This is a genomic window from Mesorhizobium sp. L103C131B0, from assembly GCF_000502275.1.
Taxonomy (GTDB): domain Bacteria; phylum Pseudomonadota; class Alphaproteobacteria; order Rhizobiales; family Rhizobiaceae; genus Mesorhizobium.
The window spans coordinates 274,093-291,376 of the sequence record NZ_AYXC01000005.1 but is presented as its reverse complement, the minus strand read 5'-3'; the positions used below and the strand labels follow the sequence as shown (position 1 = coordinate 291,376).

Below are 17,284 nucleotides of genomic sequence, written 5' to 3'. Positions count from 1 at the left end.
TCCCCCTTGGCGGGGGAGGGGCGAGCGAAACGCCGACCGGCTCCCCAGTCTTCCCCGGCGTTCGCTCGCCTTTTATTATGCCCCGGCATACGATGACGCACCTTGCACACGCGGCCGTCCTTGGCCCCTCGGCGCACCCGCACCTGCCCACCCTTTCTTAAGGTGTTTCGGATACATCGAAACCTTGAAAAGAGGCGGAAAACGGAGAGACATCGGGGTGCGCTTTTCCGCGGCGACGACGGCCGGGCGGTTCTTGCCGCAGCGTTTGGCGCTGCGCATGGGGCCTCTGCTTGACCGCATCGATGCGGTGCTGTTCACCGCCGACGAGCGCGGCGAAGCCGGCCGCATGTCGCTGATCGCCTTTGCCATCCGCATCGTCAGCGCCGTCATCGCCTTCATCAGCCAGGTGCTGATGGCGCGCTGGATGGGCTCGTTCGAATACGGCATCTTCGTCCTCGTCTGGGTGACGATGGTCATCGTCGGCAACCTTGCTTGCCTCGGCTTCCACACCTCGGTCATCCGCTTCATCCCCGAATACCGCGAACGCAACATGCTGGCCGAGCTGCGCGGCATCGTGGTCGCCAGCCGCCTGTTCGTGCTGATTGCCTCGACCGCAATCGCCGGACTAGGCGCACTGGGCGTCTGGCTGTGCGCGAACTGGATCGAGAGCTACTATGTCATGCCCTTCATCCTCGGCCTGTTCTGCCTGCCGATGATCGCCATGGGCGACCTGCTGCAAGGCCAGTCACGCGCCAATTCCTGGGCGCTGTTTGCGCTGTCGCCGACCTATCTGGTGCGGCCGGTGCTGATCCTGGCGCTGATGGCGCTGATGCTGGCAATGGGCTATGCGCCCGACGCCAGGACAGCGATCTTCGCTTCGATCGCCGCCACCTACGCCACCACGCTCGGCCAGCTCATCGGCGTGACCACGCGCATGGGCAGGAATATCCCGGCCGGGCCGATGAAGGTGCATTTCAGCGAGTGGTTCATCGTCTCGCTGCCGATCTTCCTGGTCGAAAGCTTCTTCTTCCTGCTCACCAACGCCGACGTGCTGATGGTCGGCGCCTATCTTCAGCCCAACGACGTCGCCGTCTATTTCGCCACCGTCAAGACGCTGGCGCTGGTGCATTTCGTCTATTTCTCCGTCAAGGCCGGCGTTGCCCAGCGCTATGCGCAGTTCACCCATGGCGAGCCGGAAAAGCTCGCCGCCTTCGCCCGCGAGACGGTGTCATGGACGTTCTGGCCGTCGCTGCTGATGGCGCTGCTGGTGCTGGCGCTCGGCGAACCGATGCTGGTGCTGTTCGGCCCCGAATTCACCGCCGGCTATCCGCTGCTGTTCCTGCTGGTGTTCGGCGTCGTGGCGCGCGCCGCCGTCGGCCCGTGCGAAAGCCTGTTGACGATGAGCGGCAACCAGAACATCTGCGCCGCCGTCTATGCCATGACGCTGGCCTTCAACATCGGCCTCAACGTGGTGCTGATCCCGCTCTTTGGCCTGTGGGGGGCGGCGATCGCCACCAGCCTCGCCATGGTCTTCGAGGCCAGCGCCCTGTCCTTCACCGTCTGGCGCAAGCTCGGCATCGTCATGCTGATCTTCGTGCCCGCTGCCGAGGGAGCCGCCTGATGGCCGCCATCCCGCTGATCGAGGAAACCAGCGGCGGTCCGGCCGGCGCCATGGTGTCCGGCCTTGCCGGCCTGGCGCGCGACGCCGATCCGGCGCATCTCGAGATCCTCGCCAACAACCGGCCGCTGCGCAAGCTGGCGATCTATCCGGCTTCGGCCGGCTTCGAACTGGTCGAGGAACTCGACTATCTGTGCACCCGCACGATCGAGCCCAACGTCTTCTTCAACCCGCGCTTTCTGGCGCCGGCCATGCCCCGGCTGGAAGATCGCGAGGTCAAGCTGGCGGTGATCCGCGACGGCGACGAATACCGCAACCGGCTGCGCCTGCTGGTGCCGTTCTCGGTCGAAAGGCCGGCCGTGCCGCTCGGCGTTCCGGTGATGCGCACCTGGTCGAGCCCGTTCGGCCCGATCGGCACACCGCTGGTCGACCACGACGACCCGATCGGCGTCGTCGAGGATTTCTTCGGCATGCTGTCGCGGCCGCATCTCAAGCTGCCGAAGGTCTTCGTGCTGCCCGACATGCGGCTCGACGGCCCATTGGCCAGCGTGCTGGCCACCGTTGCCGAGACGCGCGGCCTGACAATGGTCACCACCGGCAAGGCGGACCGGCCGGTGCTCGAAAGCACCCTCGACGGCGAGGCGTATCTGAAAGCATCGCTGCGCGCGCACCACTACCGCGAATTCCGCCGCCTGAAGCGGCGCCTGGGGGATCTCGGCAGGCTGGAGCATGTCGTGGCGCGGGGACCGGACGAAATCCGCCACGCCATCGAAAGTTTCCTGACGCTGGAGGCGGCCGGCTGGAAGGGCCGCGAGCGCACCGCCATGGCCATCGACCGCTACCGCGCCGCCTTTGCCCGCGAAGCCGTGCACCGGCTGGCCGAGCACGACATGTGCCGCATCCATTCGCTGACGCTGGACGGCCGCACGATCGCCTGCCTGGTCGTCTTCGTCGAAGCCGGCGTCGCCTACACCTGGAAGACCGCCTATGACGAGACGCTGGCGACCTATTCGCCGGGCACGCTGCTGATGATCGAGGTGACCAGGCAGCATCTCGACGACCCCAACATCATGATGACGGATTCCTGCGCCGTGCCCGACCACCCGGTGATGAGCCGGCTGTGGAGCGAGCGCAAGCCGATGGGCTCGCTGGTGATCGGACTGACGCCGGATGCCGACCGCCTCGCCCGCCAGGCCGCCTCGCAGCTGCATCTCTACCGCGAGACCCGCAACATGGCTCGCCTGCTGCGCAACCGCGTGAAGAGTTTGCTGGGACGGCGATAGCCACTGGATCAACGGCAAGACACCAGCTATGGCTCCGGCGGCAATTTCGGCCGGCCTTCACGACAAGCCATCCTGATGATCAGAACCTTTTTGCGTCACGCCGGTCCCCGTGCGGCCTTTTTGCTGCTTGCGCTGCTGCCTGTCCGCGCCTGGGCCGATAGCTGTCCCGAGGATTGCAGCGAGCCCGCGCCGTCCATCAACATCTACAGCCACACCGCCGCCAGCCATCTCAGCCCGGCCACGCTGGGTGCACTGCCGCGCGTCTATGTGCCGAACCGCTCCTCCAACAGCGTCACGGTGATCGACACCATGACACTCAAGGAAGTCGACAGGTTCCCGGTCGGCAGCAAACCGCAGCACGTCGTGCCGTCCTGGGACCTGAAGACGCTCTGGGTCGCCAACAATGGCACCGGCAAGAACGGCAGCCTCACGCCGATCGACCCGATGACCGGCAAGCCCGGCCCGCAGATCGCCGTGGACGATCCCTACAATTTGTATTTCATGCCGGGCGCGGCCATCGTCGTCGACGAAGCCCTGGAGCGGCTCGATTTCCGCGATCCTCACACCATGGCGCTAATGTCGAGCCTGCCGACGCCCACTTGCCCCGGCATCAACCACGCCGAATTCTCGGTCGACGGGGCCTACGCGATCTTCACCTGCGAATACGGCAATGGCGGATTGGCAAAGATCGACCTGAAGAACCAGAAGGTGCTTGGCCATCTCGACTTCTCGAAAATGGGCATGCCGCAGGACATCCGCCTCTCGCCCGACGGCAAGGTTTTTTACGTCGCCGACATGATGAATGACGGCGTGTTCCTCGTCGATGGCGACAGTTTCAAGGAGATCGGCTTCATCCCGACCGGCATCGGCGCCCATGGCTTCGTCGTCAGCCGCGACGGCAAGCGGCTCTATGTCTCGAACCGGGGCTCGCACAAGATGGAGCAGGGCAAGGCAAAGGGACCGGGCAGCGTGACGGTGATCGACTTCGCTACCCGCGCGGTCGTCACGCAATGGCCGATCCCCGGCGGCGGCAGCCCCGACATGGGCAACGTCAGCGCCGACGGCAAACAACTATGGCTGTCCGGCCGCTTCGACAGTGCCGCCTACATGATCGACACGACATCAGGCGCGGTGACCAAGTTTCGGGTTGGCTCAGAGCCGCACGGCCTGACGGTGTGGCCACAGCCGGGGCGGTATTCGCAAGGGCATACGGGGGATATGCGCTAAGTCCGTGTTCGAGGCGCGGCTCGAACGCAAAAGGTCGCAAGGGCAACCGCCCATCGGCCGGGACCCGGAACGAGCAGGGGCTTTCCTTGGAAACCGCGAAGCTGTAGCTCCACACACTGGTTTCGGATACTGCCAGAAGATGAACCTTCGCCGCATCGTCCTCATCGTCGCGCTTCTCAATCTTGCCTATTTCGGGATCGAGTTCGCTGTGGCGCTCGCCATTGGATCAGTGTCCCTGTTCGCCGACAGCATCGACTTTCTTGAAGATGCTTCCGTGAACCTCCTTATCCTGCTCGCACTTGGCTGGTCTGTGCGCTCCCGTGCGCGGGTGGGGATGGCATTGGCGCTCATCCTTCTCATGCCGGGTCTGGCAACGCTCTGGACGGCTTGGGAGAAGTTCAACGTGCCGGTGCCGCCGCAGCCCATCGCCTTGACCTTGGCGGGACTTGGCGCTCTCGCCGTCAACCTGTCCTGTGCCTACATGCTGGCCGCGCACCGGCATCGTGGCGGCAGCCTCACAAAGGCGGCCTTCCTGTCGGCCCGCAACGACGCCTTGGCCAACATCGCCATTATTGCCGCAGGGTTGGTCACGGCCTTGCTCTGGCATTCCGCGTGGCCCGATTTGGCGGTGGGATTGGGGATCGCGGTCATGAACGCCGACGCGGCCCGCGAAGTGTGGGAAGCTGCCCGTGAAGAACACCGTGCGGCGGCCTGAGAGCACGTAGAGCTTGGCTACCGGCCGCCGCTGATTGGCGCTATCGCTGTCATCCTCAGCAGCCGCGGTTGGCTCTGTGTTCGAGGCACTGTTCGAACCCGGAGGGTTCGCAAGGGCGACCGCCCGTCGGCCGGTCAGGCCGCCCCATCGGAGCCCGTGAGCGAAGCGAACTGGCGTGAGATAAAAAATGGTGCCCCTAGCCGGGGCGCAAGAATTAAACAATTTCACGCCTTGACGTTGAAAGTGGGACAGAAGGCTTACTTCACAATCCTTATGCTTTTCGTCGAGGCGGTCTCACCGCCCTGAGCCAAAGACAGAACTTCTTTGACGCCTAACCCGACAAACCGACGGCGCTCTACCGGTCATTTCTTGCTCGATAAGGGGTCGCAATTTTGAACGGTGCCGCTATAGGTGTCGGTCAGCCGCGGAGTGAACGGCCGCGTTGAAACAGCGCAGGCCAATCTCCATCTGGTTGGGAAAGAACAACTCTGCCATCAGGTCGAACATTTGCCCGTCTATGTCACCGGAGGGGGCGGCACCCACCTCGAGCCACGCATCGCAAGTCACTACCTCTCAGCGCTGATCGCGGAGGCGGGTGCCCGCGGTTTGCTCGGGATCGTGACGGCGGTGAAGACGCAGCAGTCCGAGATCGACGCGCCGCTAGACGACTTGGTCGTCGAGGGTCGGCTTCCCGACGGAACAACGACGCGGCTGGACCTGCAGATTACCACGGCGCTGGCATTCACCGAGGGCGACGATAAGTGGGTCGACACCGTCCGGCGGGGCTGGGCCACGTTCAGGCGGACGGGCTTCAACACAGCTACTGACCGCATCGGGGTCGCAGTCAGCCAGACCACAACAAAGCTAGAACGCAGCATCCATCCGCTGCTAGCCCGGGCGCGCCATGCCGCAGATGCCAGCCAGTACCGGAAGCGGCTGGAGGCCAAAAAAGGTTCGAGCCCGGACCAGCGCGACTTTCAGCGCACCCTCGACACACTCATTCGGGCCGAAGAGCCCGCTGCGACTGACGCCGACATCCTCGCCTTCCTGAAGGCACTGACGATCATCCACTTCGACCTCGACCAGGAGGAGGCGTCTCGCGACCGGCTCGGCGCTATTGATCAACTGGCGCCGGTTGTAGGTGGTGCGGTGGAGGCTCGGCGTGCCTGGAGTACGCTAGTCGCGATGGCCAGCCGCGTCATCCCGAGCGGAGGTGGCGTTGACCGTGCCACGGTCGCACGACAACTGCAGACAGACGGCTTCACCGTCGGCTCGGATCGCGTGCATGCCGCGCTCATCGAGGCGCTCAATACCGAGTCGGGTCTAGCGTTGTCAGGGATACGGGACACGATCGGTGGTCGAATGATCAACCGTGACGTACTCTACGGTACGATCCTCAATGGCCTCGTCGAGGCCCGGCTGTTGCGCGTAGTTGGCCAGCATGGTGCGGGAAAGTCGGCCGTTCTTAAGCGCCTAGCGCTGGACGAGCCTGTCGGCGCGCCGATCTTTGTGTTGCGCGATCTACGCGTCACAGGCGGCGGGTGGCCTGCGCACGCTGCAAGGTTTGGCTCTGTCAAGCCGATCGCCACTGTCCTTCGCGAGTTCGGTTTGTGTGGCTCACGCACTCTGTTCATCGACGGCGCGGATAAGATGGACCCCGCAGCCCAGGTTACCGTGAACGACCTGTTAAAGACCATTGCCGATACACCCGACTTGGACGGCTGGCGCATCGTCATGACGATGCGTGAAGAGAACGCCCAGCGGGTAGACGGTTGGCTCGACGTTGACGCCAATGCCAAGCTGCCCTCGCGAACCATCCGCGTCCAAGGCTTCGACGAAGACGAGGCGGTCGAGGCTGCGGAAGCCATCCCTTCGCTGCGCCCCCTGCTGGCCGACGCTCGCAACTTCGATGCTGTCCTTCGGCGACCGTTCTTCTTAGACGCGCTTTCGCGCTTGCCCGTTGCCGGCGGGGCCGAGGTACGCTCGGAGGTCGATCTCGTCGAGCTGTGGTGGACCCACGGCGGTGCCGACGCGGCCGACTTCGCGCCTGCGCAAGGTCGTCGTAACGTGCTTCTGAAACTGGGTGACCAACTTAGTTCAAACCCCGGCGCCCCATTGGTAATCCGCGATATCGATCCGATCGCGCTCGACCAGCTGCTCGGAGCTGGCGTGTTGCGGCACGTCGACGTAGGGAGCTCCGTTGCGTTCGCCCACGACATCTACGAGGAGTGGGTACTCGAGCGGGTACTCTCCGAGCGGCGTGCCGACATTGCGCAGGCGATCCGAGACGGCCGCCAAGACCTCCAGCTCGCGCGCCCGCTGCAGCTGCTGGCCTCCCAACTGCTCGAACGGTCAGACGATGGCTCGGACTGGGTCCAACTGCTGGATGCGTTAACCGCTGACGACCTTCGTGCGACCTGGAGCCGTGTAGTTCTCGCGGCTCCGGTACGCTCGGTTCGCAGCGATGAAATGCTCAACCGCATCGGTGACACCTTGCTGCGCGACAATGGACGGCTGCTCACGCGACTGGTGCTGTCTGTGCGCACCACCGAGACGGTGCGAGATCTGCGCTTCCTCGACGAGAGACAGTTCCCGGATTTGTCGAACGACATGCGCGAACAGTATGCCTCAGAGGCAGCTCAACCGGAATTCGTCGGTTGGCTTCGTCTTATCAACTGGCTGGTCTCACGCTTAGGTTCGCTTCCTAAATCGCTCGACGTTGAACTTATACCCTTGTTCGCAACGTGGGCGGCTTCGTTGCCGGCGCCGATTGCGAGATACGCCCATGTGCCGGATATCGCCACTTGGGCCGTAGGACGGCTGGGTGATGTGGACAAGTCAAATCAGCGCGAAAGGGGATGGACTAGAAGCCTCGACAGCGATGAGTTCCGGTCGGTCCTGCTCAAGTGCGCCAGCGGCGCGCCGGACATCGTTGGGGTCTACCTCGCCGCCATCTCGGATCGCGCGATGGTCCGGGTGCGCAGTCAAATAGCCGAGAGCAGCGGCAGTCTCGCCGTGGCCCTGCCTGACGTTACCACGGCCTTCATCCATCGCGCATACCTGCTCGACCATGGTCGCCCGCCCGCGCGTGGCTACTCGGCAATGCGCGAGCATTCGGAAATCCTCGGCTTCGACGATCAGAACGATTTCTACCCACCATCGCCGTTACGGCCGCCGTTTTTGCAGTTGCTGCGAGTGGCCCCTGGCGCCGGCCTCGAACTAATCCGTTCTATTTGCAACCACGCCATGGAGGGGTGGCGGCGCTCCTGTCGCGAGTCAGGCGAGACGCCGATCCCGCTCACGATCGACTTTGGCAGGGGTGGTTGGCCATTCTGGGGAGACGAAAGTAGCTATCTTTGGTTTCGAAGCGGTTCGCATGCCCACATCCTCGATACTGCACTGCTCGCTCTTGATGCCTGGGCGCATGAACGGCTCACGGCGGGCGATGCGCTAGACGATCTGTGTCACCTAGTGGCAGGAGGCAACCAGTGCAACGCCGTGCTCGGGATTTGTGCCGGCCTATGCCTGGCCGACCCAAGCGCGGCCCTAGCCAGCGAGACTGGTTTCGCTATCATCACCCACCCGGCGCTATGGAGTTGGGACATCAACCGACAGGTCCTCGATATCGGACCGCACCCAAGCGAAATCGCTCACTGGGGAGGGTCGACGTTTCTTGCCGGCGCGTTGCACAGGCATAACAGGCTCCCTCATCGTCAACACACGGTTCGGGACCTGTCGATCCACTTCGCCGCGTTGGCGACCGAGGAAGTGAAGGCCGCCTACGCAGCGACAATCGGCACTTTCCTCGATCGCGTACCCTACCTAACAGCCGAGGAGCGCGACGACCCTGAACGCGCCCGGCTACGCCGCAGGTCCTTCGAAGCGCTGAGTGAACAGGCCGACCCGGCCAACCTCGTCGAGGGGGAGGTTGATGGCCGGCGTTACATCACGATCGAGCCACCATACGTTGAGTCCGAAAGCCACAAGGCAATGATGGACCAGCACGCATCGCAGAACCGAGTGTTGCGCCTCTATTTGTGGGCCAATCGCGCCATCGAGAATGGCTTTCCCGGAGAAGAAATTGGTCTCAGAGAAGCGTTCGATGAGATGGTCGCGCTGGACGAGCCCGATCTATTTGACGCCGTGGCACCGATCTCGGAAATGACCCGGCACAAGGCCCAGTCGGCGGTGTCCGCCACAGCAGCCGTGCTCGCCCGCCATGCGGACGGGTCCCTCTGGACGCAGGTCTCGGCTCAAGTGGTTGATGTCACGTGGCGTGCATCCACGATGGCGGAAGCGGAAGATGGACTGTCTTATCGCGGATCGCACGTTACCGCGCACCCACCGGCGATGGCCGCATATGGTTACGCAGCGCTTCTCCGCCGTGATCCTGACAACACGGACTGGCGCACCGCGTTGTTTCAGCTTGCCGTGGATCCGATCGATAAGGTCGTCGAAGCTGTCTACGACTGTGCGACGTTGTTCGCAGACGCGGCGCCGGACATGGTCTGGCGACTTTTCTGCCTCGCCACGCAGCGGGCGGCCAGCACGGTAGAAACTGGTTGGGGCCTCCATTGGTCACCGGCCGAGGCGCAGGAACAGTCCGGGCTGGCGGAGGAAGCCGAGCGCATCATGGCGGCTGGCGAAGTGCCCATTCCCCATGCGGCCCCCACTTCACGCATCGTGCGCGGCGTTGACGAAATCTATCACTCCCATCTGCATGCGAACGGCTTTCGTCTGCCGCTCGCGCCTATGCTCGATCCGGCGACGCGCAATCTCTTGATTGACCATGTGGGGAGTGCTCTGGATTGGGCGCTCGCCTCATCCTCAGCCGAAGGCGGGCGCCACGACACGCCGTTCGAGTGGCGTTACGCGTTCAGCAGTTGGCTCGGTCGCCTACTAGCCTTCCTGTCTCCGTCGGAAATCAATACGCTGGTGATCGCGCGGGTCGATGCCGCCGGCCAGAGGGCCGCAGCCGAGGTCATGGAGACGGCCATTCAGAGCTTCATGATTGACCGCATGCTCCGCAAGGAGCTGCTCAACACTGCGACCCTGGAGAGCTGGGAGTTCCTGATAAACTGGGCGATCGCTCGGCCGATCTGGAGCAGCAATCCGACCGACGCCCGCCGGCACGAAAGCAGCATGGCGGTATCGGCACTGTTCTGCGCCATAGACCGTGGGGTGGTTTGCGGCATCGACGCCCACTGGCCAAACTTAGACACGGTCCTTCCAATACTCGACCGTGCGGTCAATACATTCGCAACTGAAATGACTGCCTTCGCCGCAATTATCGCGCTTCTCCGCGCTAGACCGGATCGCCTTCTGCCGGATCCAGGTCTGGGTTGGATATCGCACGTAGCGCGCACTCGCAGGGCCGAACCGGGGTTTTGGTCTCACGCCTCAAATGGCGAACGACTTGTGCTGCTCCTCCGCGACAAGATCGCGTCAAGGTCGCCAAAGCTCAGTGAGCGAGAAATCATCGTGGAGGTCGCCGATATCCTCATTGAGCTCGGCGTGAAAGGAGCCGCCTTCCTTCTGCAGGATTTGGTCCGGCAGAAGTGCCAAAATTAGTCGTCCCAACGGGCGATGTCATAGGAGCGTATGCTCCAAGAAAACGCTGTCGTTGACGTTCGACGGCGCCACCTTCCCTCTGTCCCCAGCCAAGCATCTTAATTGTAGCGTCCACGAGTTCGACAGGTTCGTCGTAAGGCGCGGACTTGCGACCGTTCCACGCGATCGATGATGACGGCGCTACACGCAGAATTTCCTGTTCAATGCCAGCGATGTCGTAGTCGTCTGGCAGCTCAACCCAGACTGCAGCGCAATGCTGAGCGATGAAGGCGTTGCGAAGTGCCTTGGCGACTTTTCCATCCGTCGTAGTTCCGGCGTCTTTCCGATCGCGCCACATTCGACCGACATTGTACATGAAAGAGAAGTAGTGGCTCATGCCCTCTGAGCCCGTGCGATGCCGCTGATGAATGCGCTCGTAGAGGGTCTGCTCCCTCGAGCTGGTGAGCCGACGTACCGAAGGTCTCCAAGATGGTCGATCAGGCCGTAGATCCCCCGAGTTGTCTTCGGCGCTTCCGCCGTCAGGCGGGGCTTGAGGGAAAGAAGGCTTTCGAGAATGGTGTCGGGGTAAATAGGTTTTCATGATCTCCAACAAGGGGGTGTGAGGGTTAGTGAAAAAATCGGGTGCTCCGGCGCGAAACGGTGATGACCCGTTCGTCATTGTCCAGCACGAGATAGGCGTCCCGGTAGCGCTCTAGCTTTCCGCGCAGCTGCGGCATGTCTTCGAAAAGCAAGCCGAATAGCGTCCAGATTGAGTGTAACGCGTGGCCTGACTCGGAGCTCGCTCTTCGCGACGGTACCAGTAGATGGCCCTGACTATTTCCAGCGGCACGCTGCGATGGGCGCTTCGGATCCTGGCATGCAAGGTGAGCTGCATTGTTCCATCCCATGAGACAACACTGGCCCTCCTCAGGTTCTTCGCAAGGCCCAGAGTGCGATGATGATCTTGAGTGCGGACTTAGGAGAGAGGCTTCAGGCTCTTCCGGTCCACGCGACGCCACTCGACCGCGCTGACAATTCCCCAGTTGCCTTCGGAATTGGGGCGACGCCACTTCGCCACGGGCATCGCCTGCAAGGCCGCTAAAGCTTCGTCAAAGCTATCGTAATGGCGTTCGTTGCCCTTCTCGCCAACCTGATAGCGGTCGCCCCTTTCGATGTCCGGAGCAAACATGGAGCCGTCCCGAGCAACAGGAAGGAAAATCGGATCGACCCTTTCACCGACTGATGGGCCGAGGTTCGTCTCCAGCGGCTCGGTAATTGTCGGCAGGAAGCAGTCGCGGGTTTCGAGCCACGCCCGCGCTGCCTCATTCGACAGGAGCCCCGTCACATCCTTTGGCAGTTCCGGCGAACCGCCGGACATCATGTTGCGGATCCGAGTTATCTTGACGCCGCCGAGAAGCGCGAGGCCTTCCGGAACCACACCATGCCCACTATCGAGGTTCCAGCGTGCCCTTGCCATCGCAATGATCGGCAATAACGGTTCGCGGTCTGGCTCCTCGAGCCAGTGGTCGGGAGGACAATCCGTCAGCAGATCCTCCACAATTGTGATCGTCTCCGAGATGAACTCTTCCGTGCCGGAACGAAGCATGCCGAACACGGCATATGCGGAGAGGGTCGTTAGCCGCATGCCGAGCGTCGTCTCAAGATAGAATTCGGTCTCTTCTATACCCTCGCGCCAATTTGCAGGGCGAACTCCTAGTTCGGCAAATGCATTGGAAGTGCGTTCTGGTCCAATGATGCGTTCAAGGTTCAGGCCCAAGCGCCTCAGTATAGGAATGAGTGCAGTGGCGGGATCAACGTCAGCATCGAACCAGCTTGCATCCGCCTCGCTTCTCTCCTCAAAACTGGCTTGTCGGGAAACTCCATGTTCACGCAACTGCATCATCTATCCTCTTTGCTGGTGACTGAGTGATACACTCCATCACTCAGAGATGCAAGAGGAAAATGATATAGTGACTCATCGCCTCACTACCGTTTGGCTAGGTTGAGCCCGTGACCGACAGTCGAGGGTGGCGGCGGCGCATTCGACATCAGTACGGCTCCCATCGCACCGGGCGATCAAGTTTGAACACGGCTCTGCCGTTCTAACACGCTAAAACACGGATACGCCCATCAACAAATACCCTCGCCAACGAACTCTGTCGGCTGGTACTCGTCGCTTCGGTCGTTCAAAACACGATGAAGGAAATCAACGGGCAGCTACCCACATGATCATAGTGCTCGATACCAACATTTGGAAATCTAACCTGTACCTAAAGGCCGGCGCCGCAGCCGCTCTCCGGTTTTACATGCAACAGAAGGGCGCTAAGGTGGGGCTCCCGGAGGTCATACGCTTGGAAGTTGAGCATCACCTTCGAGCCGACCTAATGGGCCTGCGGTCTAGGCTAGCTGCGGACCACCAGCGTCTCCTCGGCATCGTCGGCGATTTGACCGAACTGGCCCTACCCGACGACGCCCGCATCGACGACATCGTCACTGGGTTCATTGCGCGGTTGGGGTTTGATACGCACGAGGTTCCTTTGACGATCGAGGCCGCACGATCGTCGTTTTTGCGCACAATCGACAAAGTCCCGCCGAGTCGTAACAGCCAACAATTCAAGGATGGAGTAATCTGGGCCGAATGTTTAAATTTTGCCCAGGTGGAAAACGTAATCTTGGCAACGAATGACAAGGCATTTTTTGAAGGCGAAGACACGAGGCGTGGTCTAGCAGCGCCGCTTGAGCAGGAAGCGGCTGGCCTCCCACACAAGATCATCGTGGTAGCATCGCTGGGCGATCTTCTGGCAGAAATGAAAGCGCCTGTGAGCATAGACGATGACCTCCTGCTGCGCGCGATTGACGAGCAACTTGCCTCACAACTGGACGGTCTGGCAGAACAGAATGGCTTTAGTCGCGCTGGTGCCGCGACCGTCACCAAGAATTTCTATGCCACAGAGACGGCCAACGCACTTTTTCTGGAGTTTACCGCACAAATCCCCTACGAAGACACCACTGGCACCGGCCGGGTAGAGGCCATGATGACTGTGGTCGGCGACGGTCAGTTCTCCACGTCTGAACGGCGCTTCGTTGGACTCAGTCCGACTGAGATGGGAATAACTTACCACACGGCCGAAGGCATCCCTGAAGAGCGCCGAAACGTCTACCTTCGCGCGATGGGCATGACGCTCGGCTCTCGTACTGTTCGCCACAAAGTCCGAGAGCCACTCTGATTACAACCTGCTTTACACAACTTTCGTCAAATCCACACGCTGGCCGTTCCGCTATTTTTATCAACTAAAATTACCCCAATCTGACTGAGATAATAATCTAATGTTTATTACAAATAACTTGGACCCTGGCGAAATGCTTGCCGAACTCCTTAAAGGACGCCGCGTGCGGCCCGACGAAACAGATGCATTCAGTAAACTTACCCACGACAAGGATCTTTGCCCACAATTCAAGACCCAAGTGGAAACGATGCTCCAAGTATATCGAGCATACGGCCAGGATGTTCATGATATCCAGGGCATGCGGGATGACGGCATCGATGTTTTGCTGCGATACGAGACACAAGATGGCACTCAGCGCCGGGTGGGACTCCAGGTCAAAAGCGAAGCCGAATTTCAACAGTGGGCCGACAAGAAGCTTGCACTCCCTCAGCTACTAAAAGCACAATATGCAACAGCAATAGAAAATGTCGGACTGAACGATTTTTATGTTCTCCTCTGCGTAAATGCAACCAGGCACAAAAAGAGAATTCGCATGCTTTGTTCTGAGATGAAGAAATTCAAAGTATGCACGATTATTGAGCCAATATATATTCTAGATTTTTACGAAATGGGTTATGTTGACCTCTGGGGACGCGCAACTCGTCTCCTTTGCAATAACGACACCATCCTAAAGAAGGCTACAGATGAGGTCGACGAAAGGGATGCCGATGTAGCCTTTTTCCTAGTCGCCCTTGTCTGCAAGGCGCTTGGCGAAGGCTACCATGTCTCCGATGCGGACTTGAACGATTTATGGACCGAGTGGTTGGAATTCTCCGAGGAGGACGCCGGCTCGGACCGCCTCGCAGTCATTGTTGACGACCTGAGCGAAGAGGAAATCCTCAAATACGAAGGTGGGATTTATCTCTTGCAGGTGCATCAGCTCCCACCTGGCCTTTGCGCCTTGTATTTCGATCAAAGCATCCGAATGCCCGGCTTACACCCGGATGTCAGAAGCCAAATGCTGAGCTTACTCGAACTGAGAGACCGCCTGATGATCGACGAATAGGGCTGCGAACCACACGAAGAAAGCGAAATCAGATCACTCGCAGTTCGGGTGACGACGTGCCATAGTTTCGTCGTCCTGATCCAGCCGTTTCCTCAGCACGCCAACGATCGCCTCCTCACAGGAGACAAAGACTGTCTCCTCGAAAAGACTCCGCATGGGCTGGCGCGACCCAGACGGAGGGACGACCGTATCAAGGCTCGCTGATCGGAGAGTGTTTCGCCATCCTGCTGGCTAAGATTGACTACGGCTAGGCTGAGCGCGGCGATATGGACCAGTTCAATCCCGCCGGTGCCAGAACTGGATACGGGGCCGGCCGGGATTACCGCTTGTAAGACTTCGCGCACAGAGGTCTTCCGTCGACAATGATCTCGGCCTGAAACCGCAACACCGGTCCGGTTACGGCCCGACCGGCATCGTGCTCAAATTCCCGGCATGGGAGCGCCGGTTGAGCCGGCGGTCCTGATACCTGCCGCGATAGTTCATGAGCACGAGCAATTGCATCTCGAGCAGCCATTGCGACGCATTCCACACGTCAAAAATGTCGTGGTCATATTCGAACACGCCCGGATGTGTGACGCCATTCCTGAACTCGGTGATCAGACTGAAGCCGTCGCGTCCTTGAGGCTGCCCTTTCCTCGGCCGAAGCCTCTTGGCCAGCAGCGCCGACTGGTCGGCAGGGTCACCCTTGATCCCGAGCAGCCGTGTACAGGCCCTAATCTGCTCTGCGAGCGTAATGTTCTTGATCAAGTTCGGCGTCCAGCCGCCGGCAGTCCCGAGGACGTGGCCGGCAAGGGTTTCAAGCCCAGCCGCTGACATGATGACAGCAGTCTCGACCGCATCGTAGCGGGTCACATTGGAAATCTGGTAGTAGGCGAGCGCGCGGCCAAGGCTCCGTCGGGCCTCGTTCGTCGAGAAGAGCTTCATGTAGTTCTGGAAGATCTTTGGAAGCTCCTCCTGCAGAGCCCAGTGGTACCAGCCGGGCAGCGTGCGAAGGCGGTCCGCCTTGGTAAACCCAAGACAGCGGAAGCCATTGAGGGCGTCGTTCCGCACTTGGCCGTATCCCACTCGAGTTCCCTTTGTGAAACCAAGAAATCCACAAACCTGACCAAGAAATTCATACAAACGTGTCGCCCTGAAGGGTTTGCTGTTCAACGTCCGTAGCATCGTGATGTGCGAGATGGTCGGTTGCAGTGGCAGCCGTTCCTTTCGGGAGTCCATGGCACGAAAGTGCTCAAACGGGGCGAGTGACGCCTCGTGGTTTTCGTACCCCAGGACGATCGGGCCCGCCTTCGGGTGCAAGTGAGGTCCGTTCAGGATAAGGGCCGTCGCCGAGCCCTTCGACTTTCCAGCCAAGTCCAAGGGCGAAATTCTGGACGTGGCTACGAACTCCTCATGACCTACAAGGTGCATCAGGTGACTGCTCATTACGAATTCAGCGGTGGTACCGCCTTCGAATGTGATGAGCAGTTCTTTATTTATCTTGTCGGATCCGGGTTCTAAGGCTCCCTGCCACTTCAGTTCAAGCTCGAGATAGTTATCGAGCCGCAGGGCCACGTCTCGCGCGGCCATCGGCTTGCCATCGAGGGTAATGGCCAAGACCCTGTCGTTCATCCCCACGGGTCCATGGGGATGACCTTCGTAGATCGCAGTTGGCGACCGGTCCGCAGCCAATGCATCCTCCCGAGGCGTGGAGCCGTCCCGATAACCTTATCGAGTCAAAACGGCAGCTCGCTCAGTCAAATATGGCAGCAAAAGCCGCGGTTCGGCAGTGGTGCCTTGAAATTCTCGCAAGGCCGCAAGACACCAGCGCCCTGTCCACACTGCTTCGCGGTTCGCAAGGGGGAGATTTCTTCTCGAAGCAAGCTATGAACAGCACTGTGTGAAAACGCGAAAAGGAGCCACCGTTTTCGGACGAAAATAGTAGCAGTCTTCTTATCGAGCTTACGGCCGACATCGTCTCCGCCTACGTCAGCAAGAACTCTATGCCAGCCGGGTCGCTTCCGGATCTCATCGAGAGCATCAACGCCTCGCTATCAAATATCAGACAGCCGACCCAACCCGGGCGCGCGCCGTCAATCCCAAGCGGTCGGTGTTTCCTGACTAAATCGTCTGCCTTGAGGACGGGAAGAAATTTAAGTCGCTAAAGCGCCATCTCAATGTGCACTATGGGCTGACGCCCGATGAATATCGGCAGAAGTGGGGTCTGAAGACGCATTGTCCGATGGTGGCCCCGAACTACGCCGCCCAACGGTCGGCGCTGGCGAAGTCGAGCGGACTCGACCGGAAAGCGCCAGCGAAGTCGGCGAAGAAGGCAAGCAAGAAGGGCAGACTGTAGGCAGGCAGTTTGCGATCGGGCAGGACCTTTTCACTGATCCTGAGCGGACCGGGAGTCTTACGTATATCATCGAGAGCGCACCGTGTCCGCGGGGCAAAAACGTCAGAAAGCGCTTCTCGGGGTGAGAACAATAAACTCACCAACGGCGACAATGTAATCGCGAGAGCAAGCATACCGCCGAGCTTCAGCGGGGTCATGTAGGTTCGGAGAAACTTTGTTGACTGACCCCGCCAACATCAGCCGTATCCTCTCTGTACCCGCATTTCCAAGTTGCAAGATTGCCG

The 17,284-nt window shown here is 60.5% G+C and carries 10 protein-coding genes and 1 pseudogene; 8 read left to right on the top strand and 3 right to left on the bottom strand.

The window, feature by feature from the left end:
- Nucleotides 1-217 precede the first annotated feature (217 nt).
- The 5 genes from X730_RS152360 (at nt 218) to X730_RS152380 (ending at nt 10,414) form a co-directional block, all read left to right on the top strand.
- Nucleotides 218-1,621 carry a lipopolysaccharide biosynthesis protein gene (locus X730_RS152360; RefSeq protein WP_023698692.1) on the top strand — a complete coding sequence of 468 codons (1,404 nt, stop codon included), beginning with the start codon at nt 218-220 and terminating at the stop codon, nt 1,619-1,621.
- On the top strand, nt 1,621-2,901 hold the full coding sequence (locus X730_RS152365) for a GNAT family N-acetyltransferase (protein ID WP_023698693.1): 1,281 nt from the start codon (nt 1,621-1,623) through the stop codon (nt 2,899-2,901). The genes X730_RS152360 and X730_RS152365 overlap by 1 nt, the downstream gene beginning before the upstream one ends.
- A 75-nt stretch (nt 2,902-2,976) precedes the next feature.
- Nucleotides 2,977-4,128 carry a YncE family protein gene (locus X730_RS152370; RefSeq protein ID WP_023826287.1) on the top strand — a complete coding sequence of 384 codons (1,152 nt, stop codon included), beginning with the start codon at nt 2,977-2,979 and terminating at the stop codon, nt 4,126-4,128.
- 139 nt (nt 4,129-4,267) lie between these two features.
- On the top strand, nt 4,268-4,843 hold the full coding sequence (locus X730_RS152375; protein ID WP_023673757.1) for a cation transporter: 576 nt from the start codon (nt 4,268-4,270) through the stop codon (nt 4,841-4,843).
- Nucleotides 4,844-5,254: 411 nt separating this feature from the next.
- A complete protein-coding gene (locus tag X730_RS152380; RefSeq protein WP_023826286.1) occupies nt 5,255-10,414 on the top strand; it encodes a hypothetical protein in 5,160 nt (1,719 codons plus the stop codon).
- Between the two features lie 955 nt (nt 10,415-11,369).
- On the opposite strand, the gene X730_RS1000000168165 is transcribed toward X730_RS152380, so the two are convergent.
- The gene (locus tag X730_RS1000000168165) at nt 11,370-12,296 is read right to left on the bottom strand and encodes a hypothetical protein (protein WP_196814820.1); all 927 of its coding nucleotides are present in this window, start codon (nt 12,294-12,296) and stop codon (nt 11,370-11,372) included.
- A gap of 322 nt (nt 12,297-12,618) precedes the next feature.
- Between X730_RS1000000168165 and X730_RS152385 the strand changes: the two genes are divergently transcribed.
- Entirely contained in the window at nt 12,619-13,620 is a 1,002-nt protein-coding gene (locus X730_RS152385; RefSeq protein ID WP_023826283.1) for a PIN domain-containing protein, read from the top strand.
- Nucleotides 13,621-13,753: 133 nt separating this feature from the next.
- Nucleotides 13,754-14,665, top strand: coding sequence for a hypothetical protein (locus X730_RS152390; RefSeq protein WP_155922444.1), 912 nt, complete (start codon nt 13,754-13,756; stop codon nt 14,663-14,665).
- Nucleotides 14,666-15,061: 396 nt separating this feature from the next.
- Here X730_RS152390 and X730_RS152395 read toward each other — a convergent pair whose 3' ends face one another.
- The gene (locus X730_RS152395; RefSeq protein WP_023826281.1) at nt 15,062-16,276 is read right to left on the bottom strand and encodes a hypothetical protein; all 1,215 of its coding nucleotides are present in this window, start codon (nt 16,274-16,276) and stop codon (nt 15,062-15,064) included.
- Between the two features lie 323 nt (nt 16,277-16,599).
- Between X730_RS152395 and X730_RS1000000166155 the strand changes: the two are divergent.
- Nucleotides 16,600-17,000: pseudogene (locus tag X730_RS1000000166155) on the top strand (MucR family transcriptional regulator).
- Here X730_RS1000000166155 and X730_RS1000000168160 read toward each other — a convergent pair.
- Complete coding sequence (locus X730_RS1000000168160; RefSeq protein WP_023826280.1) at nt 16,901-17,197, bottom strand: hypothetical protein; 297 nt, start codon at nt 17,195-17,197, stop codon at nt 16,901-16,903. The pseudogene X730_RS1000000166155 and the gene X730_RS1000000168160 sit on opposite strands and share 100 nt — an antisense overlap.
- Nucleotides 17,198-17,284 lie beyond the last annotated feature (87 nt).